Raw genomic sequence first — 19,929 nt, forward strand, 5'->3', positions numbered from 1 at the left:
TTTGCCTGCTGCCAGAAAGGTGCCGCGGGCTATAGGAGAGCGCCGGCATGAAAATCGTCCAGATCACCGACACGCATTTCAGCCCGTCGATACCGCATTTCAACGGCAACTGGCAGCCGCTTGCGGACTGGATCAACGCCAGCGGGGCCGATCTCGTCATCCATACCGGCGACCTCGCCGTCGATGGCGCCGACAAGGACGGGGACCTCACCTTCTGCATGGAACTGATGCGGCAAGTGAAGATCCCGATGCTGATCGTCCCCGGCAATCATGATGTCGGCCATCTGCCAGGCTCGCTGCAGCCCGTCGATGCCGTCAGGCTCAGCCGCTGGCGTAGTCTGGTCGGCCCCGATTACTGGCTCGAGGATGCCGGCAACTGGCGCCTGATCGGCCTCGACAGCCTGCTGATGGGCATGGAAAACGACGAGCAGGAAACGCAGTTTGAATGGCTGGAGAGAGCGCTTGCCACACGCGCTGGACGGCGCGTTGCAATGTTTGCTCACAAGCCGCTCTTTGTCGACACACCTGATGAAGGCGACACCGGCTACTGGAGCATCCGCCCGGCACAGCGTCAGAGGCTCTATGATGTGATTGCTGCCCATGACGTCGCGCTTTATGCCAGCGGCCACCTGCACTGGGCCTGGACAGGTCGCTTCAACAACACCTCACTCGCCTGGGGTCCAGCAGCCTCCTTCATCATCGGCACGATGGAGCGCGAGATGCCGGGCGAGAAGCTCGTCGGCGCCGTACTTCACGATCTAGGCGATGATGTCACGAGCGAGATTGTCGCTGTATCAGGCATGAAGGCGCATGTGCTCGATGACGTGGTCGCGGAAGTCTATCCGCACGAGGCTCACAAGGTGCAGAGGGAGCCGGCGCAATGAGTGCGCTTTCCCTTACGGCCATCGGGAAATCCTACGGCGACAACGCCATCCTGCAGAATATCAGCCTCGACGTCGAGCCTGGCGAATTCATCGCCCTCGTCGGCCCCTCGGGCTGCGGCAAGAGCACGCTTCTACGCATCCTTGCCGGCCTCGATCATGCCGATAGCGGCGAGATCGTCATCGGCGGTCGGGAAATGTCCGACGTGGCGGCCGCCGACCGCAACATCGCCATGGTTTTCCAGTCCTACGCGCTCTATCCGCACCTGACGGCCGGCCAGAACATCGCCGTGCCGCTTGCCATGCGGCGCTTGAGCCGTGTGCAGCGCCTGCCCTTCCTCGGCCCGGTCATGCCCGGCTACCGCGCCATCCGTTCCGGCATTTCCAAGGATGTGCAGGAAACCGCGAAAGCCCTGAAGATCGATCATCTCCTGGAGCGCAAGCCCGGCCAGATGTCGGGCGGCCAGCGGCAGCGCGTGGCGCTCGCTCGCGCCATGGTGCGCCATCCGAGCGTCTTCCTGATGGACGAGCCGCTGTCCAACCTTGACGCCAATCTGCGCGTCCATGCGCGCGGCGAGATCGTGGAGCTGCATCGCCGCGCCGGCGTGCCGACCGTCTATGTCACCCACGACCAGGCCGAGGCGCTTTCCATGGCCGACCGGGTCGCCGTGATGATCGGCGGCGAGCTTTTGCAATTGGCACCACCCCAGGTCATCTATGACGATCCCGCCCATATCGAAGTCGCCCGCTTCGTCGGCCAGCCGCGCATCAATCTCCTGCCGGCGCGCGCCGAGAACCGGACCGTCGCCTTCGGCGATATCCGGCTAGCGCTGGAAGACGACAATTCTGCCGGTACCGGCGTGATGCTTGGCATCCGCCCGGAATTCGTCCGCCTTGAAGCTGAGGGCGAGACATCGCTTTCCGCCCGCATCGAGCGCCTGGAATTCCTCGGTTCAGAGGTGATCCTGTTCTGCCGGCTGAATGCGATCGGCGAGACCGTGCTTGCCAAGCTTGCGCCTGATGATGCCGCAGGCCTTGCCGCCGGAATGGCGGTTGCCCTCTCCTTCGAGCCCGACAAGGCGATGGTCTTTGCAGCCGATGGGCGCCGCCTTCGCACGAGCGTCGTGCCCGCCGATGCCGCCAGGGAGAAGGCTCATGGCTAGTATCGCTGCCGGCGACATCCGCCCGATCGCATCGCCCGCAAAGCACGAACGGCGCGAGGCGCAGACCGCATGGCTGCTGGCTGCGCCGGCGATCGTCCTCATCGTGCTCTTCGTGCTCCTGCCGATCGTTGCCGTGCTCGTCCTTGGCTTTACCGATTTCGAACTCGGCGTCGGCAAGTTCCGCTTCGTCGGTTTCGAGAATTATGTCGAGCTCTTCACCGACCGCACCTTTCGAAAGTCGCTGTGGAACACCACGGTCTATACGGCGATCGTCGCGCCCGTTTCGATCCTGCTCGGCCTCGGTGTCGCCATGCTGATCGAGAGCGAAGGCTGGGGAAAGAGCTTCTTCCGCACCGCCTATTTCCTCCCCGTCGTCTCGCTGATCGTCGCCATGGCGACCGTCTGGCAATATCTCTTTCACCCGACGATCGGCCCGCTCAATGCGCTGATCGGTCTCGCCGGCTTGCCGAAGCCGAACTGGCTCGGCTCCTCGGCAACGGCGCTTTACAGCCTCTCCATCATAGGTGTGTGGCAGACGGTCGGCTTCAACATGGTGCTGTTTCTGGCCGGCCTGACGGCGATCCCGCGTGAGCTTTACGCCGCTGCCGAAATCGACGGCGCCAAATCCTCGCTCGACCGCTTCTTCCTCGTCACCTGGCCGATGCTCGGGCCGACGGCACTCTTCGTCACCACGATCAGCGTCATCAATGCGGTCAAGACCTTCGAGACGGTGAAGACGCTGACCGATGGCGGCCCCAACCACGCGTCCGAAGTCTTGCTTTTCACCATCTACCAGGAGGGCTTCGTCTACATGAAGGTCGGCTACGCCTCGGCCATGACCGCGGTCTTCCTCGCCATTCTGGTCGTCATGATGTTCCTGCAATACCGCTTCCTCGATCGGCGGGTACACTATTCATGAAGACGCGCTCCCGTTTCACCCTCGGTCGATTGATCCGCCTTGCTTTGCTTCTTCTCGGCGCGGTCGTCTTCCTCGCGCCCTATATCTTCATGATCTCGGCCGCCGGCAAATCGCAGGACGACATCTTTACGGCCGCGCTCTCGCTGATCCCGACGCATTTCTTCTACGTGCAGAATTTTACCAAGGCGCTCGACAAGGTGGCGATGGGCACGCTGCTCTGGAACGGCTTCGTCGTCTGCGCGCTGATCTTCGTCTTCCAGGTGCTGGTCGCGATCCCCTGCGCCTATGCCATGGCGAAGTTGAAGTTCCGCGCCGCTAGGCTGATGATGGTGCTGGTGCTGCTCGGCCTGCTGGTGCCGATCCATGCGACGGCCCTGCCGCTCTATGTCGCCTTCGACAGTTTAGCGCTGCTCAATGGCTACACGGCCCTGGTCGCCCCTTTCACCATCTCGGTCTTTGCGATCTTCCTGTTCCTGCAATTCTTTCGCGCCATGCCCGATGACCTGATCCATGCCGCCCGCCTCGACGGCATGTCCGAACTCGGCATCGTCTCGCGCGTCATCGTGCCGAATGCCTGGCCGGCGGTGACTGCCTTCGCGATCTTTTCGGTCGTGGCCCATTGGAACGACCTCTTCTGGCCGCTGATTGTCATCTCGAAGCCTGGCTACGCCACGCCGCCGCTTGGCCTGATGAACTTCCGCGCGGCGGAAGCCGGCGACGATTACGGCGCTCTGATGGCGGCCACCATCATCATCACCATTCCCCTCGTTGCTGCTTTCCTGCTCGCACAGAAACGCTTCGTCGAGGGCATCACCATGACCGGTCTCAAAGGCTGACCGGCTGAACCCAGGAGAACGAGCGATGAAGCATTTCACCCAGTTCCTCGCAGCAGCGGCTCTGTCCGTGGCGGCAGCAATGCCCGCCCACGCCGAAACGACGCTGACGATCCACTACCCGATGCCGGGCTTCTTCAAGGACGTGATGGACACGATCTCAAAGAAGTTCATGGAAGAAAACCCTGATATCAAGATCCAGTTCGCCGCCCCTTCGGCGACCTATGAAGACGGTATCCAACTGATCCTGCGCCAGGCCGGCACGTCGGAAATGCCCGACGTCACCTTCATCGGCCTGAACCGCCTGCGTATGCTGAACGAGCGCAATGTCGCCGTCGACATGACGCCGCTCGTCCAGAAGGAAGGCAACATGGCCGAGCAGGGCTTCTCGGACACAATCCTGAAGCTCGCCCAGGTCAAGGGCAAGCAGGTTGGCCTCGCTTTCGCCACCTCCAACCCGATCATGTATTACAATGCCGATCTCGTGAAGGCAGCCGGCGGCAATCCCGATACCCCGCCGAAGACTTGGGACGAAGTGATCGCGCTTGCCGGCAAGATCAAGGCGCTCGGCAACGGCGTCGACGGCATGGATTTCCGCTGGCAGGGCGATGACTGGATGTTTTCGGCCCTCCTCTTCGGCGCCGGCGGCAAGATGCTGAGCGACGACGAACAAAAGGTCACCTTCAACGGTCCCGAGGGCCAGAAGGCCGTCGAACTGATCAGCCGCTTCGTCAAGGAAGGCGGCATGCCTGTTTTCACCAAGGCAGCGGGCGAACAGGCGTTTGCAGCCGGCAAGGTCGGCTTCGAATTCCAGACGACGGGCGCGCTCGTCAACACGATCAAGAATGTCGGCGCCAAATTCGATCTGCGCACCGCCCAGATCCCGCTTCTCGACCCTGAAAAGGGCCACCTGCCGACCGGCGGCAACGCCGTCGTCATCCTTGCCAAGGATCCGGCAAAGCAGGAAGCCGCCTGGAAGTTCGCCAAGTTCGCCGCCGGCCCCTATGGCGCTTCGGTCGTCGTTCCCGGCACCGGCTATGTCCCGAACAATGAGCTTGCCGCCAAGTCGGCTGAATATCTCGGGGACTTCTACAAGAAGAACCCGCTCTTCCAGGCCGGCCTCAGCCAGATGCCGCGCATGATCCCCTGGTACGCATTCCCCGGCACCAACGGCGTCAAGGTCACCCAGACGATCGTCGACAACCTGTCACGCATCGTCGATGGCTCGGCTGAGCCGAAGGAAGCTCTCGACGACGCAGCCGCCGACGTCGAAGGCATGCTGCCACGCAGCTGATCTTGCAATGGATCGCGGGCTCAGGCCGCCCGCGGTCTCGCTCCGGAACCGTCGCATCCTGAAGATGCGGCGGTTTTCTCGTTTTGGAGGTTTCGCACGGTGCCGCCGGGGCGCAGGGCGTGCGACAGTTCCAGATGTCGGAGCGGCGCGTCGTTCTCGACGATATCGAGCAGCAGCGAAGCCGCCGTCGCGCCCATGCTGAGATCGGGCATTTCGATCGAGGTCAGCGTCGGGTTGATGAGCTTGCCGATGGCGATGCCGTCGAAGCCGGCGACCGAGATATCGTCGGGAACACACAATCCCTCGCGATGGATAGCGCCGATGACGCCGAGCGCGATCAGATCATTGGAGCCGATAATCGCGGTCGGGGAAAATGTCCGCAGGGCCTGGCCGAGATCCATCTGGTCATAGCCGTTGACGAAGGGCACCTCCACGGCCTCGAGCGAGGGGACGCCCGCTGCCTCCATCGTCTGCAGATAGCCGCGGTAGCGCAAAAGCGCGCGGTCCGAAGCCCTGAAGCTGCCCGATACATAGAGGATGCGCCGGTGGCCCATGGACAAGAGATGCTCAGTCAGCCGGCAACCGGCCGCATAATTGTTGACGGTCACGGCAGCCGGATATCGGGCCGTCGGAGAGCTGCCGAGCAGCACGGTCGGTGGCAGGTCCTGCGCCAATGCCGGGCTTGTCTCACCATTGCAGACCGTCAGGATCAGCCCGGTCGGCCGCTCGCCGAGAAGCCCTGCCACCGCATCTGCTTCCTGGTCGGGATCGTAGTTCGACTGGGCGATGAGAACGCTGTGGCCGGCGACCAGCATGCGGTTCTGGATGCCTGAGAGGGACGAAGCGAACACCGGATTGGTCACACTCGGCACCAGCACGCCAATAACAGGCCGGCGGCCATTGCGGGCAGAGGCTGCGACCGCCCGATAGCCGACTTCGGCGGCAGCTCGGCGCACGCGAAGTGTCGCCGCCTGGCTGACCGGGCCGCTGAGGTTCAGCACACGGCTTGCCGTCGCCATCGAACATCCGGCCCTAAGCGCAACCTGTTTCAATGTCGTCATCGCCGTTCTGTCCGTTCCCGTCGAGGTTTGCAGGCTCTTACGGGCGGATTGTCATGAAATGATGACGGGCCGCAACGCAGGGTCCGGGTTTCAGCCCCGTTTGGGCTTAAGGCCGAGAATCTGACGCACGCCGTCCTTTGTGAAGGGCTGCGTCAGCTGGCTGACGAAGCCGGGGGCGATCTGGCCCTTGATGCCGATATCGGTCGAGGAGGGGCGGTCGGGATTGAAATAGGTGCCGAACAGCTGGTCGAACAGCACGACATTCTCGCCGTAATTCGTATTGCCCTCGCGCAGATCCTTCGAATGGTGCCAGCGGTGAAGCCGGGGCGTCGAGAAGACGAAATCAAAAGGGCCCGTCCGCATGTCGACGTTGCAGTGCGTCAGGATGCCGATGAAGGCGGTAACCGCACCAAGCCACCAGAAGACCTGCAGCGGGGCACCGAGCAGGTAGAGCGGGATCTGGCTCAACGCGATCTTGAACAGGGAATCGATGACGTGGAAGCGGCCGGTATTGATCACCCAGAGGCGGGTGACGCTGTGATGCAAGGCATGGAAGCGCCAGAAGAACAGCCGTTCATGGGCGATCCGGTGCGCCCAGTAGAGGCCGAACTCGGCGATGATGACGGCAAGCGTTGCCTGGAGGATCATCGGCCAGGATGACGGCCAGAGACGGAACTGCATGGCGGCAAGCGGCTGCAGCAGTCCGGCGGCAAGCATCGGAAAGATCGCTGCCGAAAGTGCCGCCAACTGTACCAGCCCCTTGGTCAGAACCGTGTGGGCGATATCGTTGGCCGTCTCGCCATCCGCCTCGAGCCAGCGCTGCTCGTAGGGAATGATGCGCTCGAGGAGGAAGAGCAGGATAACCGCGGCCGCATAGACGGCCGAAAAGGCTGCCAATGGCTGCTCATTGGCGAAAGCGAAATAAGCACCCGTCAGGCCGGAGAAAAACACCAAGGGCCAGGACAGATAGGCAAGAGCCGCTTTTACGGCTGCGGCGACTTTCGACATCGATGTCATGTTCCCTCAAGAGCTCCGGTTCGAGCCAATCGCCCAATTCCTGCCCGGATCGTCCGCGGCTGTTTGCTGCATGGATCGATCCGGAAACGCCGTCGGCCCGGTATTTGCGCCAGTCATGCCATCGATCAGGACGATCGGCAATCGCTTGCCTCATCTGCCTCGTGGAAGGATGTGGTCAAGCTGTGGACGGAGGATTGCGAGAGGCATTGCGTGGCGCTGTCGATGTTCTGCACGTGGGCGCGACCACGCCGGCAGAGGACGGTTCTGCAAATTTTGCGTTGACCGCTTTCGATGGTGAGGCGACAGTTGCAGTCTGACGGCAAGGCGGAGGAAAACGATGGACGAGCAAGACGGCTGGCGCCACATGGCAAGCGCGCCGAAAGATGGTAGTCGGATTCTGGTCACGATCCGCGCGTCCGAACAAGGGCCGGCAGAAGTCGATCTCGCATACTGGTCGAATGGCGACCAATTCGCCGGAGAAGGCTGGCGCGCCTCTGATTCCTCGCCCGGGCACATCATCGAATATGCCGAGCCGGAATTGAAGTGCTGGATGCCGATGCCGTCAGCCAATCTCACTCGCACTTCGATGCCCTCTCCCTGGGAAGGCGACGACGCCCAACAGCTCGACGGGTCAGGGATCTGAGAACTCGTGGCCCTGTTGATTCGTCGCCGGCCTGGTCCGGCGACGGACCCGTACTATGCCCCTTCTCGATCGCAACAACAGCCCGTCGCGCATGAAGCGCGCGACGATGGCTTGCTCATTGCCGGCAGCCGCGTGGGCTCTTTCTAGCCCAAAACCGCGCTGACCGCTTTTACGGTGGCCGCGACGATCGAATCCGCCTCCTTCTCGCTCAGGCAAAGCGGCGGCGCGAAGCCGAGGATATCGCCCTGTGGCATGGCACGGCCGATGACGCCCTGCTTGAGGAGGGCGGCAGCGACCTGTGGGCCGATCTTTTTCGACGGTTCGAAGAAACGGCGATTGTCGCGCTCCTCGACGAATTCGATGGCGCAGAGCATGCCCTCGCCGCGGACCTCGCCGACATGGGCGTGGCTCCCGACGGCCTCGGCCATGGCCTTGCGGAAATAAGCGCCGACCTTGCCGGCATTCGTGACGAGATCGAGCTTGTCGATGAGTTCAAGATTGGCGACGCCGGCTGCTGCGCAGATCGGATGGGCGGAATAGGTCCATCCGTGGCCGATCGGACCGTTCTCGTCCGTCCCCTTTTCGAGCACTTTCCAGACCTTGTCCGAGACGATCGAACCAGAAAGCGGTGCATAGGCCGAGGTGAGGCCCTTGGCGATGGTGATGATGTCGGCTTCGAGCCCGTAGTGATTGGAACCGAACATGCTGCCGAGCCGTCCGAAGGCGGTGACGACCTCGTCTGCGATCAGCAGGATATCGTGCTTGCGGAGCACCTTCTGTATCGCCTCCCAATAACCTGCCGGCGGCGGAACGATGCCGCCGGTGCCGAGCACGGGCTCGCCGATAAAGGCGGCGATCGTGTCGGCCCCTTCGCGCTCGATCAACGCCTCCAGCTCCGCCGCGCAATGGGCCGAAAACTGCGCCTCGCTCATGGCCATGTCCGGCCTGCGATAATAATAGGGTGCCTCGGTGTGAATGACCTGCGAGAGCGGCAGGTCGAACTTCTTGTGAAAGAGTTCAAGACCAGTGAGAGAGCCCGTCATCAGCCCGGAACCGTGATAGCCGCGCCAGCGCGAGATGATCTTTTTCTTGTCTGCCCGGCCAAGGATGTTGTTGTAATACCAGACCAGCTTGATGTTGGTTTCGTTGGCGTCGGAACCGCCGAGCCCGAAATAGACCTTCGACATGTTCTTCGGTGCCCGCTCGACGATCATTCTTGCGAGCGTGATCGAAGCCTCCGTGCCGTGACCGACATAGGCGTGATAATAGGCAAGTTCCTTTGCCTGGGCGGCGATGGCATCCGCGATCTCTGTGCGCCCGTAGCCGACATTGACGCAGTAGAGTCCGGCAAAGGCATCGAGCAGCCGATTGCCGTCACGATCTTCGATGTAAACGCCCGAGCCGCCGGTCACGATCCGGTTGGGGCTCTCGCCGCGGGCGTGTTGGGCAAGATGGGTCGAAGGGTGGAAAAAGTTCTCGCGGTCCCATTTGTCGAGCTGGTCGTTCGTGAGCATCAATTCGTTCCTTTGCTGTTAGGCCCAGTCGCGGCAGACATATTTCATGTCCATGAAGGCGTGCATTCCGTGCAGGGCGCCTTCGCGGCCGATGCCGGATTGTTTCATTCCGCCGAAGGGGATAGGCGCGCCGGTAACTTTCGTCCGGTTTACCGCGACCATTCCATATTGCAGCGCCCGGCTTACCCTATAGATCCGTCGCGGATCGCGGGTATGCAGGTAGGCGACAAGGCCGTATTCGGTATCGTTGGCGCGCTGCAATGCCTCCTCCTCGCTGTCGAAGGGCGCAACGGCTGCCACCGGGCCGAATGTCTCCTCCCGCATGATCGATGCACAAGCCGGCACGTCGGCAAGCACCGTCGGCTGGAAGAAGAGCGGCCCCTTGTCATGCCGCCTGCCACCGATCAGCAGGCGTGCGCCGGCCCGCAGCGCGTCGGCTACCTGCTCCTCCTGCTTGGCGATTGCGCGGGCGTTCATCAGCGGGCCGATGTCGGGGTCGTCGAGACCCGCTCCGACCGTCAAGGCGCCGACACGCTGGGTGAACCGGCGGCAGAATTCATCATAGACGGTACCTTCCACGAAGAAGCGATTGGCGGCCAGACAGTCCTGGCCCGATGTTGCAAATTTCGCCTTGACCGCCTCGTCGACCGCCTTGTCCATATCGGCATCGGCAAAGACGAGAAAAGGGGCGTGACCGCCAAGTTCCAGCACGAGGCGTTTGACCGTGCCGGCCGAGCGGGCGTAGAGCAGCCGCCCAATTTCCGTGGAGCCGGTGAAGGAGAGCGCACGCACGCGCGGATCGACGAGCCAGGGTTCGACCACCGCCACCGCATCTCCGGTGACGACATTGAAGGTGCCGGCCGGAAAGCCCGCCCGTTCGGCGAGCTCTGCCAGAGCCAGTGCCGAATAGGGCGTCTCGTGGCTCGGATGGGCAACGACTGTGCAGCCCGCCGCAAGTGCTGCCGCAGCCTTTCGGGTCAGCATGGCGGACGGAAAGTTCCAGGGCGTGATAAGAGCTGCAACACCGACCGGCTCTAGCCAGACCTCCATCTCCGCATCGGGCAGATGCGACGTCACGCCGGGAATGTCGGGCCGTTTGGCCTGTTCGGCATAATATTCGACAAAGGAGGCCGCATAATCGATCTCGCCCTGCGCCTCGGAGATCGGCTTGCCCTGTTCGAGAACCATCAGGCGGGCGAGATCCTGGCGATGCGCCAGGATGAGCTCGAACCAGCGCCGCAGAAGATGCGAGCGCTCCTGAGGCAGTGCGCCGGCCCAGGCCGGAAAGGCGCGCGCGGCCGCCTCGACCGCCTCACCGCTTTCCTGTGCCGACAGGCTGGCGACATCACCAAGCCATGCGCCGGTCGCGGGATCGGTCACCGAGAAGGTCCGGCTGCTTGCAGAAGCCACCCAGCGTCCGCCGATATAGGCGAACTGGCGGATCAGTCGGTTATCCTCGAAGCCCGTAAGCGGTGATTTCGGAACGTCGGCGGAAATGGTCATGATCTGTCTCTTGCTGCGTTTGCGACCGCCCCAATCTCGCTCACGGGCCGCAGAGGAAGTGTCTTTTGGCAGCCTTACTGGCAGAGAAAGCATCTCTATTCATCGCCCGCGCCAGCGTTTTCGTCTGCCCATCCCGCAAGCAGGAGATCGAAGGGTAATGGTGCCTGCTCCTTGACCGGCTTGGTGACGATGTAGCTGTAATAGCGTGCAAGCCCCAGCGGTTCGTCCAGCAGCGTGTCCATCAGCCGCTGATAGCTGTCGACGTCGCGGGTGACGATCTGCAGCAGGTAATCGAAGCCGCCGCCGATCGCCCAGCAGCCGACAACCTCCTCCCGTGCCTTGACGGTGCGCTCGAACAATTGAAAAGCCTGCGATCGGTGACGTTCCAGTTCGACGGTGACAAAGACCGTAACGCTTGCGGCGACCGGCTTCAGGCTGATGTCGGCCCGATAACTGCGGATGATGCCCGCCTTTTCCAGCCGGTTCAGCCGCTCCCAGCAGGGGCTCGGTGAAAGGTTGATACGGCTTGCAAGCTCCGCCTTGGAGATGCGCGCCTCTCGCGAGAGCACCTTGAGGATCTCGATGTCGCGGCTGTCGAGCTTCAGCATGGCGAGGCGCCGCAATAGGCAGGCGTGATCAGGACCACTTCAGACCTCCATCACCGTCCCGGCAGCGGCTGCGGCACACAGCCGGCGGGCGAAGGTCGCGATCGCCGTATCCTGCGCGCCGGTCCCGGTGAGATCGCAGATGGTGATATCCGCCTGGCTGAGGCGGCCGGCAGCCAGTCCGCTCGCCACGGCGCCGAGTTCGGCAGGCTCTGCTTTTTGCCACAGGCCGGCGGCGACGGCGCTTCTAAGCTCGCCCAGCCTCTCGCACTGGCTGACGCGGTCGCAGATATAGGTGGTTGCTGTAACGAGCGCCTTCGGGTCGATCTCGTTCTTCTCCGACTGATCGGAGCCCATAGCCGTGATGTGAAGGCCGGGATGAAGCCATTCTGCCTTGAGGATCGGCTGCAACGACGGCGTGGTCGTGACGACCAGCTGGCTTTCGGCTAGCAGCCGCGCCGGATCTGCCTCGACCATGGCCTCGATGCCGAGCGTGCTTGCGATATCGTGGGCGCAGATTTCTGCCTTGGCTAGATCTCGGCCCCAGACGAGAACTCTGCCGAACGGGCGCACGAGATGGGCAGCTTCGATTTGCAGACGGGCCTGGACACCGGTTCCCATCACTCCGGCCGTCTCGACCTGCGAGGGCGCCAGATGGCGGGCGGCCACGGCTCCGGCTGCCGCCGTGCGGATATCCGTCAGGTAGCCATTGTCCAATAGCAGCGCTTCGACGAGACCTGTGGTGGCGGAGAAGAGGATCATCAGACCGTTGAGGCTCGGCAGGCCGATCTTCGGATTGTCGAAAAAACCGGGGCTCACCTTGATGGCGAATCCATCGAAGCCCGGAATATAGGCCGTCTTCACGTCGACCTCGCCGTTGACCGCAGGGATCGCCATCGACAGGATCGGCGGCATAATGACGTCACCCGTCGCCAATGCCTTGAAGGCGCCCTCGACGACGTCGACGACGTCGAGATCGAGACGAACCGCCTTGCGCAGTTCCGTCTCCGTCAGGATCATGATGTCATGCGCCATAGCGCCGTCCTTCCAGAAGAGTGCCGCCGAGCGTCACTGGCTTGCCCGAGACGATCCGGGTAAAAGTCGGCATGTCGAGATTGCGGCCGGTGAGGATGGTCGCAGCCGGTCCCTCGGGCAGCGCGACCTTGCCCGAGAGAACCGCGGCAAGGCCGACCACGCTGGCGCCCTCGGCTACCATGCACTCTTCGTGATAGAGCACCTGCATGGCGTAATAGATGTCCGCCTCGCCGACCAGCACCGTCTCGTCGAGAAGATCCCTGCAAAGATCGAAGGTGAGGCGGTTGTCGAGGCCGATGCCGCCGCCGAGCGAATCGGCAAGGCTTGGCACCTCTTCCACCTCCACCGGTCTGCCGACGGAAATCGAGGCCACCATCGCAGCCCCCCGGTCCATCGAAATGCCGATCGTGCGGACCTTCGGATTGATGGCCTTGGCCGCCAGCGCGACCCCGGCCGCAAGCCCGCCGCCGGACAAAGGGATCAGCAGCGAGGCGATATCGGGGCGATCCTCCAGCATCTCCAGCCCGATCGTGCCCTGCCCGGCAATCACATCGGCATGATCGAAGGGCGGTATCTCGACGAAGCCTTCTTCCGCACACAGACGGCTGCTTTCGGCCTGCGCGTCGTCCTGGCTCCGGCCGACGATGCGTATGTCTGCGCCGAGCGCCCGGATGCCGTCGACTTTGGCCCGCGGCACCAGCGACGACATGCAGACGACCGCCTTGATGCCCCTGGCGCGGGCCGCGTAAGCGACACCGCGGCCGTGATTGCCGGTCGAGCAGCAGACGACACCTCGCGTTTCGGCGGGCAGGCGGGCGATCGCATTGGCCGCCCCGCGGATCTTGAAGGCGCCGACTGGCTGGGCGATTTCCAGCTTCAGCAGAAAATCGCGTCCCGACTTCCGCGTCATGAAGACGGATGGAACAAGCGGGGTGCGGACCGCGTCTTTGGCGATCCGGGCGCGCGCCGCCAGCACGTCAGCAAGCGTGATCGGGTCGCGTCCGCTCATTGCGCCTCCGTGACCGCCCTTAAGAATTGCTGCGTGCGCTCCTTCTGCGGATTGCCGAAGATTTCGGCAGGCGTTCCTTCCTCGTGGATCCTGCCCTTGTCGAAGAAGCAGACACGGTCGGAGATCTCACGCGCAAAGCGCATTTCATGCGTCACCATCAGCATGGTCAGATCGTGCTCGGATGCGAGCCGGCGAATGACGGTCAGCACCTCCCCGACAAGTTCCGGATCAAGCGCCGAGGTCGGTTCGTCGAAGAGCATGATGCGCGGGCGCATGGCAAGGGCACGCGCGATGCCGACGCGTTGCTGCTGGCCGCCGGAAAGCTGGCCGGGAAATTTGTGGGCGTGGTCCGTCAGGCCGACGAGTTGAAGCAGTTCTTCCGCCCGCTCCTTGGCCTCGGTCCTCGACAGACCAAGCACCACGCGCGGCGCTTCCATGAGGTTGCGCAGCACCGTCATATGCGGAAACAGATTGAACTGCTGGAAAACCATGCCAAGCTGCTTGCGCATGCCACGCAGGTGGCTTTCACCGGCTGCCACCAGGGCACCGTTCTTCCGCTCGTGCCACAGCGGATCGCCGCCGACATAGACGGTGCCGCCATTGATCTTTTCGAGCGTCATCAGGATGCGCAGCACCGTCGACTTGCCCGAGCCCGAGGGGCCGATTATGGTGACTTTCTCGCCTGGGGAGACGCTGAAATCCAGGTCGTTGATGACGACGAAGTCGCCATAGGACTTCTTGACCTTGTCGAAGACAATGACTGGCTCGCTCATCGTAGCGGGATTCCTCTCTTCGGGAGGTTGATGTCGACATACCGCACGAGCGCGGAGGCGAGGATCGTCAGGAGCAGATAGATCCCGCCGACCATCGACAGCGGCACGAGATAGTCGAACGTCTGGTCGCCGATGATCTTGGCGACGTTCAGCATCTCGAGCACGGTGACGACCGACAGCACCGGCACATCCTTCATGATCGACACGAGATAATTGCCGAGTGCCGGGATGATCCGCGGAATGGCCTGCGGCAGGATGATATGGGTAAAAGACCGGTGCGGCGGCAGGTCGAGCGCCTTGGATGCTTCGTGCTGGCCGTGCGGCACCGCATCGATGCCGGCGCGATAGACCTCCGACGTATAGGCACTGTATTGGATGCCAAGCGCCAGCGCCCCGGTCATGAAAGCCGGCAGGACGATGCCGTAGTCGGGCAGCACGTAATAGAGGAAGAACAGCTGCACGAGCAGCGGCGTATCGCGGATGAATTCCGTGACGAAGGTGGCAGGCCAGGAAACGAACCGCGACGGCGCGCCCTTGAGGACGGCGAGGACCAGCCCGATCACCATGGCGACGAAAAAGCCGAGGATCGAGGCCTCGATGGTGACGACGAGCCCGCGCAGCAATATCGGCAGGATCGAGAGCGCAAAGGCCAGCTCGCCGTGGGTCGTATCCCATTCATATCCGAACAGCATCCGGCTACCTCCTCACGCCGCGCCAGCGGCCAAGCGCGTTTTCGAGCATGCGCATGGCAAGCGACAGGACAAGCGCCATGCCGAAATACATGAACAGGATGATCGTGTAGATCGTGGTGGAATCCTGATAGAAGTTGCGCAGCTGTTCGGCCTTGAAGGCAAGATCGGCGAGGCTGACGAGCGAGACGAGCGCCGTGTCCTTGAGGTTCTGGACCGCCAGATTGGAAAAACTGGGCATCATTTCCGGAACCGCCTGCGGCAACGCCACCCGGAAAAGCGTCTGACGCGAGGTGAAGTTCAGCGCAGTTGCCGCCTCGTACTGATTGCGGCTGACAGCCTCAATCGCGCCGCGAACCACCTCGGCACCATAAGCGCCGACGTTAAGCGCAAGCGCCAGAACCCCGGCTGCGACCGGCGGCAGACGAAGGTCGAGACCCACCATATCTCCTGCGATCGGCAGCGCGAAATAGAGCCAGAACAGCTGGACCAGAAGCGAGGTGCCGCGAAAGACCTCGATATAGACGATCGAGAAACCCCTGATGAACCAGTTGCCGGACAGCTTCCCGATGCCGAACAGGAACGAGAATAGTCCGCCGAGTATCGTCGAATAGACGGTGAGTTCGATGGTGATCCAGGCACCCTCCATGAGAGGGCCGAGATAGTCCGTCCAGTGCATCCGCAGCGTTTCCCGTCGTTTAAGGTGGCTCATATCGAAACGGCAGCGGCCGGAGCTTAGCGAAATCCGCCCCGGCCAGCCGTATCGACCGATGCAATCCGTGCGGATTACATAGCGCAGAGCTCCTTGGTCGTCTTGGCCGACGAACCTTCGATGTCTGCCGGGGTAAAGCCGTAGCTGGAGAGGATCTTCTTCCACTCATCGGTCTTCTTGAAGGCTTCGAGTTCCTTGTTGAACGCATCGCGCAGATCGGTGGAACTGGAGTTGAAGTTGAAGCCGCCCCAGCTTCGCACTTCCTTGCCATCGACGACCGGGTCTTTGAACTTATCGACGATCTGGACCTTGTCGCTCTTGCCGGCAAGTTCGCTTGCGGTCAGGCCGGTCGCCGCATAGGCATCGGCGCGGCCGGTCGAGACGGTCGAGATCGCGTCGGAATTGGCGGCGATCGTGACGATGTTGGCTTCCGGCACCCCAAGCGCCTGCATCATGTGAAGCTGGTCGGCACCGGCCATGATCGCCACCTTCATGCCTTCCTTGGCAAAATCGGAATAGCCGCTCAGACCCTTCGGGTTGCCCTTGGCGACCAGCAGGCCCTCGCCGTAGGACGTATTGGGCTCGGAATAGATGACCTTCTGGCAGCGTTCGGGCCGGATCGCCATCTCGCTCGCCGTCATGTCGAAGCGATTGGCCTGCAGGCCGGGGATCAGCGAGGAGAAGTTGGTAACGACCCACTGGATGTTATCGGCCGAAATGCCGAGCTTGCCGAGCACGGCCGTCGCAACGTCGGGGCCTGCTCCCTTTGCAGACCCGCTGGGGTCCATAAAGCCATAGGGAATTTCGTTGGCGACCGCGACGCGGATGAAGCCGCGATCCTGCACTTCCTTCAGCGTGACTGCACCCGCCACCGAGGCGCCGACGGAGACGAGGATTGCCGTCGCCAACGCCGCTTTGAACATGCTCCGTTTCATTCGTTTGCTCCCGTTTTTGTCTGCTGGTTCCACATGTGTTTTCTTATATTGTACACAACAGCATCTAGTTTACGGCCGTGTCAATATTTTTCTTGCAATTTCTTACCGAATATAGCCTCATTCCCGAGTACCTGTACACAAATCCAGCATTTGCCTAATTCGTTGACTTTCGGAGGACCGATGATCGCCAAGCGCCTTCCCTTCTCGCGGGACGAGTTTTCCCGCCGGCTCACAAAAACCCGTGCCGCGATGGCAGCAAAGGGGATCGACGTTCTCTTCGTCGAGGATCCCTCGAACATGGCCTGGCTGACGGGCTATGACGGCTGGTCCTTCTACGTGCATCAGGGCGTCATCGTCTTTCACGACGAGGACCCGATCTGGTGGGGTCGCAGGCAGGACGCGAACGGCGCTTACCGCACCGTCTGGATGGACGACGGCCAAGTGACTTTCTACGCAGACAATTACGTGCAGTCGACCGAGCGACATCCGATGCAGACGCTCGCGGCGATCCTGCGCGAAAAAGGGTATGGGGCCAAACGGGTCGGCCTCGAATTCGATAACTACTATTTCTCCGCCAAGGCCTATCTGACGCTGAAGGACGAACTGCCGGCGGCCGATCTCATCGATGCGACCGCCCTCGTCAACTGGCAGCGCACCGTCAAGAGCGGCGAAGAGATCGCCTTCATGCGCAAGGCCGCCCGCATTTCCGAAAAGATCGTCGACGGCATCGTCGAACGCATGCGGCCGGGACTGAAAAAGAACGAACTCGTCGCCGACATCCTCGGCGACGCCGTGCGCGGGACGGACGACGCCTGGGGCGATTACGCCGCAATCGTCCCCCTTTTGCCGAGCGGATCCGATGCTGCCGCCCCGCACCTGACCTGGGACGGTCGCGAGACGGAAAGCGGAACGGCTACCTTTTTTGAGATCGCCGGCTGCTACCGCCGCTATCACGTGCCCTTCTGCCGGACGGTCTTCCTCGGCACACCGCCGGCCTTTTTGCTCGAGGCCGAAAAAGCCCTCGTGGAGGGGTTGGAAGCAGGCCTGGAAGCGGCACGTGCCGGCAATCGCGCCTGCGATATCGCCAATGCCCTTGCTGCCCCGCTCGAACGCGCCGGCATCGAGCGCGGCGCGCGCTGCGGCTATCCTGTCGGCCTTTCCTATCCGCCGGACTGGGGCGAACGCACGATCTCGTTGCGCGAAGAGGATCAGACCGTGCTGCAGCCGGGCATGACCTTCCACTTCATGCCGGGGCTCTGGATGCAGGATTGGGGCATGGAGATCACCGAGACCATCCTCATCCGCGAAAACGGCGCGGCCGAGTGCCTGTGCGAGCGGCCGCGCAAGCTGTTCGTCAAGGATTGATGCATGTCGCTTGAAGCAACCCGATCGATTTTAACCGATCTCATCGCCTTTCCGACCGTTTCGGCAGACAGCAATCTGACGCTGATCGACTATGCTGCCGAACGGCTGAGCCATTCCGGTGCGCGTGTTTTTCTGATGAAGGACGCGACCGGCCTCAAGGCAAACCTCTTTGCCTCGATAGGCCCGGACTGTGATGGCGGTATCGTTCTGTCCGGCCACACAGATGTCGTGCCTGCCGATGAGAGCGAGTGGCAGTCCGATCCGTTTTCGGCGCGCGAGGCCGATGGCCTGATCTATGGACGCGGCGCCTGCGACATGAAGGGGTTCATTGCCGCAGCACTTGCCATGGCGCCCGACTATGCGAGCCTGAACCTCAAAAGACCCATTCACTTCGCTTTCACTTACGACGAGGAAGTGGGCTGTCTCGGCGGCCAGCAGCTCGTTTCCGAGTTGGCGCGCCGGGGGATCAAGCCTTCTGTCGCCATCATCGGCGAGCCCACCGACATGCGGATCATCGAGGGCCACAAAGGCTGCTACGAATATACGACCGAGTTTATCGGCCTGGAGGGTCACGCATCCAATCCCGATCTCGGGGTCAACGCGATCGAATATGCGGTGCGCTATATCGGTCGGCTCCTGGAGATCGGCGGCGAGCTTCGCCAATCTACGCCGTCAAGCCCCTTCACACCCCCTTGGACGACGATACAGACCGGACGGATCGAAGGTGGAAAGGCGCGTAACGTGATTGCCGGTCATTGCGCCGTCGAATGGGAAATGCGCCCGGTGCGAGGGGCCGATGTCGATTATGTGAAACGTCGCATTGCCACCTATTGCGAGGAAGTGCTTCTGCCCGCGATGCGTGCGGTTTCACCGTCAGCCTGCATCCATACCCATGTCGTCGGCGAGATCGACGGGCTGGAACCTGTGACCGACAACGAAGCACGCGCCATCGTTTCGGCTCTGACGGGCGCAACGACGGCCGATGTTGTCTCTTTCGGAACGGAAGCCGGGCTTTTCCAGAAACTTGGCATTTCCACCGTCGTTTGCGGTCCGGGCTCGATCGATCAGGCCCACAAGCCGGACGAATTCATCAGTTGCACGCAGTTGAAGGCGTGCCTGGATATGCTAAGCGGATTGAAGCAGAGGCTCACCACCTGAGGAAGGCGACGGTGCAGCCGTTGGAGGGTCAGCTCACCATGCAGGATCAGGGGACGAAAGTCGACGAGGCAATGGCGAGATCGGCAAAGCCGGCCGGAACCGATGAAACGCAGGTCAATGCTGCGCGCGAGCGCTTCCAGCGGATTTATTCGATCCTTAGAAGCCGTATCTGCATGCTCGATTATCCACCGGGCACCCGCCTGAGCGAGGAAGCGCTCGCTGCCGAATTCGGCATCAGCCGCACGCCGGTGCGCCGTGTTCTGGGCTGGCTGGAATCGCAAGGGCTTCTGCGTTCGGTTCAAGGCGTCGGTACGATCGTCACCGATGTCGAGATCGGTGCTTTCGCCCAGGTCTACCAGCTGAGAATGGAGCTTGCCGAGCTCGTGGGCAAGCTCTCGCCCGTCCCGCCGAGCGAGGAGACGATCCGCCTTTTCCACGAACTTGAGGCGCGTGGCGTCGAGTTGGTTGCCCGTCCGGATCCGCGAAATTTCGCCCAGCTCAACATCGATTTTTTCCACGCGCTCATGCGCCTGACCGAAAACGAACCGCTGCGGGAGATCTCCGAACGCCTGTATTATCAGACTGCCCGCATCTGGCTGAAGTCCATTTCGCATATGGATCTTGCCGAAGAAGTCGCAGTCTTCGCACGCGAGATCGCCGAAATCCGCACCGCTGTCGAAATCGGCGACGTCAGCGCTGCCGCCTATATCCGCCGCTCCCATATTTCCATGAGCTTCGTGCGCCTCAGCACCACATCCGCCCTGCGATAAAAGCAGGAATGCCGCAGGCCTTTTGCGCTGGCCAGGAGAAAGCTCGAGTC

Annotated in this window: 20 protein-coding genes; 9 read left to right on the plus strand and 11 right to left on the minus strand. The window is 62.2% G+C overall.

Features of this window, described 5'->3' with window-relative positions:
• Positions 1-47: 47 nt before the first annotated feature.
• Genes JNB85_RS03240 through JNB85_RS03260 form a run of 5 tightly spaced genes read left to right on the plus strand, consistent with a single transcriptional unit; the run spans position 48 to position 5,090 of the window.
• Positions 48-884, plus strand: coding sequence for a metallophosphoesterase family protein (locus JNB85_RS03240; RefSeq protein ID WP_220332938.1), 837 nt, complete (start codon positions 48-50; stop codon positions 882-884).
• On the plus strand, positions 881-2,044 hold the full coding sequence (locus JNB85_RS03245) for an ABC transporter ATP-binding protein (RefSeq protein ID WP_220332939.1): 1,164 nt from the start codon (positions 881-883) through the stop codon (positions 2,042-2,044). Before JNB85_RS03240 ends, JNB85_RS03245 begins: the two co-directional genes overlap by 4 nt.
• Positions 2,037-2,963, plus strand: coding sequence for a carbohydrate ABC transporter permease (locus tag JNB85_RS03250; protein WP_220332940.1), 927 nt, complete (start codon positions 2,037-2,039; stop codon positions 2,961-2,963). The genes JNB85_RS03245 and JNB85_RS03250 overlap by 8 nt, the downstream gene beginning before the upstream one ends.
• Complete coding sequence (locus tag JNB85_RS03255) at positions 2,960-3,799, plus strand: carbohydrate ABC transporter permease (RefSeq protein ID WP_220332941.1); 840 nt, start codon at positions 2,960-2,962, stop codon at positions 3,797-3,799. Before JNB85_RS03250 ends, JNB85_RS03255 begins: the two co-directional genes overlap by 4 nt.
• 25 nt (positions 3,800-3,824) lie before the next feature.
• Positions 3,825-5,090, plus strand: a complete 1,266-nt coding sequence (locus JNB85_RS03260) for an ABC transporter substrate-binding protein (RefSeq protein WP_220332942.1) — start codon at positions 3,825-3,827, stop codon at positions 5,088-5,090.
• Positions 5,091-5,110: 20 nt separating this feature from the next.
• Here JNB85_RS03260 and JNB85_RS03265 read toward each other — a convergent pair whose 3' ends face one another.
• Together JNB85_RS03265 and olsE are read right to left on the minus strand one after the other, a co-directional pair.
• On the minus strand, positions 5,111-6,151 hold the full coding sequence (locus tag JNB85_RS03265) for a substrate-binding domain-containing protein (RefSeq protein ID WP_220332943.1): 1,041 nt from the start codon (positions 6,149-6,151) through the stop codon (positions 5,111-5,113).
• 90 nt (positions 6,152-6,241) lie between these two features.
• A complete protein-coding gene (gene olsE, locus JNB85_RS03270; RefSeq protein WP_220332944.1) occupies positions 6,242-7,159 on the minus strand; it encodes an ornithine lipid hydroxylase OlsE in 918 nt (305 codons plus the stop codon).
• 346 nt (positions 7,160-7,505) lie between these two features.
• Here olsE and JNB85_RS03275 point away from each other — a divergent pair, with 346 nt between their 5' ends.
• Complete coding sequence (locus JNB85_RS03275; protein WP_220332945.1) at positions 7,506-7,811, plus strand: hypothetical protein; 306 nt, start codon at positions 7,506-7,508, stop codon at positions 7,809-7,811.
• A gap of 143 nt (positions 7,812-7,954) precedes the next feature.
• Here the strand turns inward: JNB85_RS03275 and JNB85_RS03280 are convergent, their stop codons facing one another.
• From JNB85_RS03280 to ehuB, 9 genes are all read right to left on the minus strand, one after another.
• Positions 7,955-9,325, minus strand: a complete 1,371-nt coding sequence (locus tag JNB85_RS03280; RefSeq protein WP_220332946.1) for an aspartate aminotransferase family protein — start codon at positions 9,323-9,325, stop codon at positions 7,955-7,957.
• Between the two features lie 18 nt (positions 9,326-9,343).
• Positions 9,344-10,828: an NAD-dependent succinate-semialdehyde dehydrogenase gene (locus JNB85_RS03285; protein ID WP_220332947.1), complete on the minus strand. Its 1,485-nt coding sequence runs from the start codon at positions 10,826-10,828 to the stop codon at positions 9,344-9,346.
• Positions 10,829-10,923: 95 nt separating this feature from the next.
• Positions 10,924-11,436: an Lrp/AsnC family transcriptional regulator gene (locus JNB85_RS03290; protein ID WP_220332948.1), complete on the minus strand. Its 513-nt coding sequence runs from the start codon at positions 11,434-11,436 to the stop codon at positions 10,924-10,926.
• Between the two features lie 39 nt (positions 11,437-11,475).
• On the minus strand, positions 11,476-12,468 hold the full coding sequence (locus JNB85_RS03295) for a cyclodeaminase (RefSeq protein WP_220332949.1): 993 nt from the start codon (positions 12,466-12,468) through the stop codon (positions 11,476-11,478).
• Positions 12,458-13,477, minus strand: coding sequence for a hydroxyectoine utilization dehydratase EutB (gene eutB, locus JNB85_RS03300; protein ID WP_220332950.1), 1,020 nt, complete (start codon positions 13,475-13,477; stop codon positions 12,458-12,460). Before eutB ends, JNB85_RS03295 begins: the two co-directional genes overlap by 11 nt.
• The gene (ehuA, locus tag JNB85_RS03305; protein WP_220332951.1) at positions 13,474-14,250 is read right to left on the minus strand and encodes an ectoine/hydroxyectoine ABC transporter ATP-binding protein EhuA; all 777 of its coding nucleotides are present in this window, start codon (positions 14,248-14,250) and stop codon (positions 13,474-13,476) included. The genes eutB and ehuA overlap by 4 nt, the downstream gene beginning before the upstream one ends.
• Positions 14,247-14,942 carry an ectoine/hydroxyectoine ABC transporter permease subunit EhuD gene (ehuD, locus tag JNB85_RS03310; RefSeq protein WP_220332952.1) on the minus strand — a complete coding sequence of 232 codons (696 nt, stop codon included), beginning with the start codon at positions 14,940-14,942 and terminating at the stop codon, positions 14,247-14,249. Before ehuD ends, ehuA begins: the two co-directional genes overlap by 4 nt.
• Before the next feature lie 4 nt (positions 14,943-14,946).
• The gene (ehuC, locus tag JNB85_RS03315; RefSeq protein WP_220332953.1) at positions 14,947-15,618 is read right to left on the minus strand and encodes an ectoine/hydroxyectoine ABC transporter permease subunit EhuC; all 672 of its coding nucleotides are present in this window, start codon (positions 15,616-15,618) and stop codon (positions 14,947-14,949) included.
• A 107-nt stretch (positions 15,619-15,725) separates the two neighbouring features.
• Entirely contained in the window at positions 15,726-16,586 is an 861-nt protein-coding gene (ehuB, locus tag JNB85_RS03320; protein ID WP_220332954.1) for an ectoine/hydroxyectoine ABC transporter substrate-binding protein EhuB, read from the minus strand.
• A 180-nt stretch (positions 16,587-16,766) separates the two neighbouring features.
• Here ehuB and JNB85_RS03325 point away from each other — a divergent pair, with 180 nt between their 5' ends.
• Genes JNB85_RS03325 through JNB85_RS03335 form a run of 3 tightly spaced genes read left to right on the plus strand, consistent with a single transcriptional unit; the run spans position 16,767 to position 19,879 of the window.
• Complete coding sequence (locus tag JNB85_RS03325; RefSeq protein WP_220332955.1) at positions 16,767-17,951, plus strand: M24 family metallopeptidase; 1,185 nt, start codon at positions 16,767-16,769, stop codon at positions 17,949-17,951.
• Between the two features lie 3 nt (positions 17,952-17,954).
• The gene (argE, locus tag JNB85_RS03330; protein WP_220332956.1) at positions 17,955-19,109 is read left to right on the plus strand and encodes an acetylornithine deacetylase; all 1,155 of its coding nucleotides are present in this window, start codon (positions 17,955-17,957) and stop codon (positions 19,107-19,109) included.
• An 11-nt stretch (positions 19,110-19,120) separates the two neighbouring features.
• Positions 19,121-19,879 carry a GntR family transcriptional regulator gene (locus tag JNB85_RS03335; RefSeq protein WP_338050300.1) on the plus strand — a complete coding sequence of 253 codons (759 nt, stop codon included), beginning with the start codon at positions 19,121-19,123 and terminating at the stop codon, positions 19,877-19,879.
• The last annotated feature ends 50 nt before the right edge of the window (positions 19,880-19,929 follow it).

This window comes from Rhizobium mesosinicum, assembly GCF_019511345.1.
GTDB classification, from domain to species: Bacteria; Pseudomonadota; Alphaproteobacteria; order Rhizobiales; family Rhizobiaceae; genus Rhizobium; species Rhizobium mesosinicum.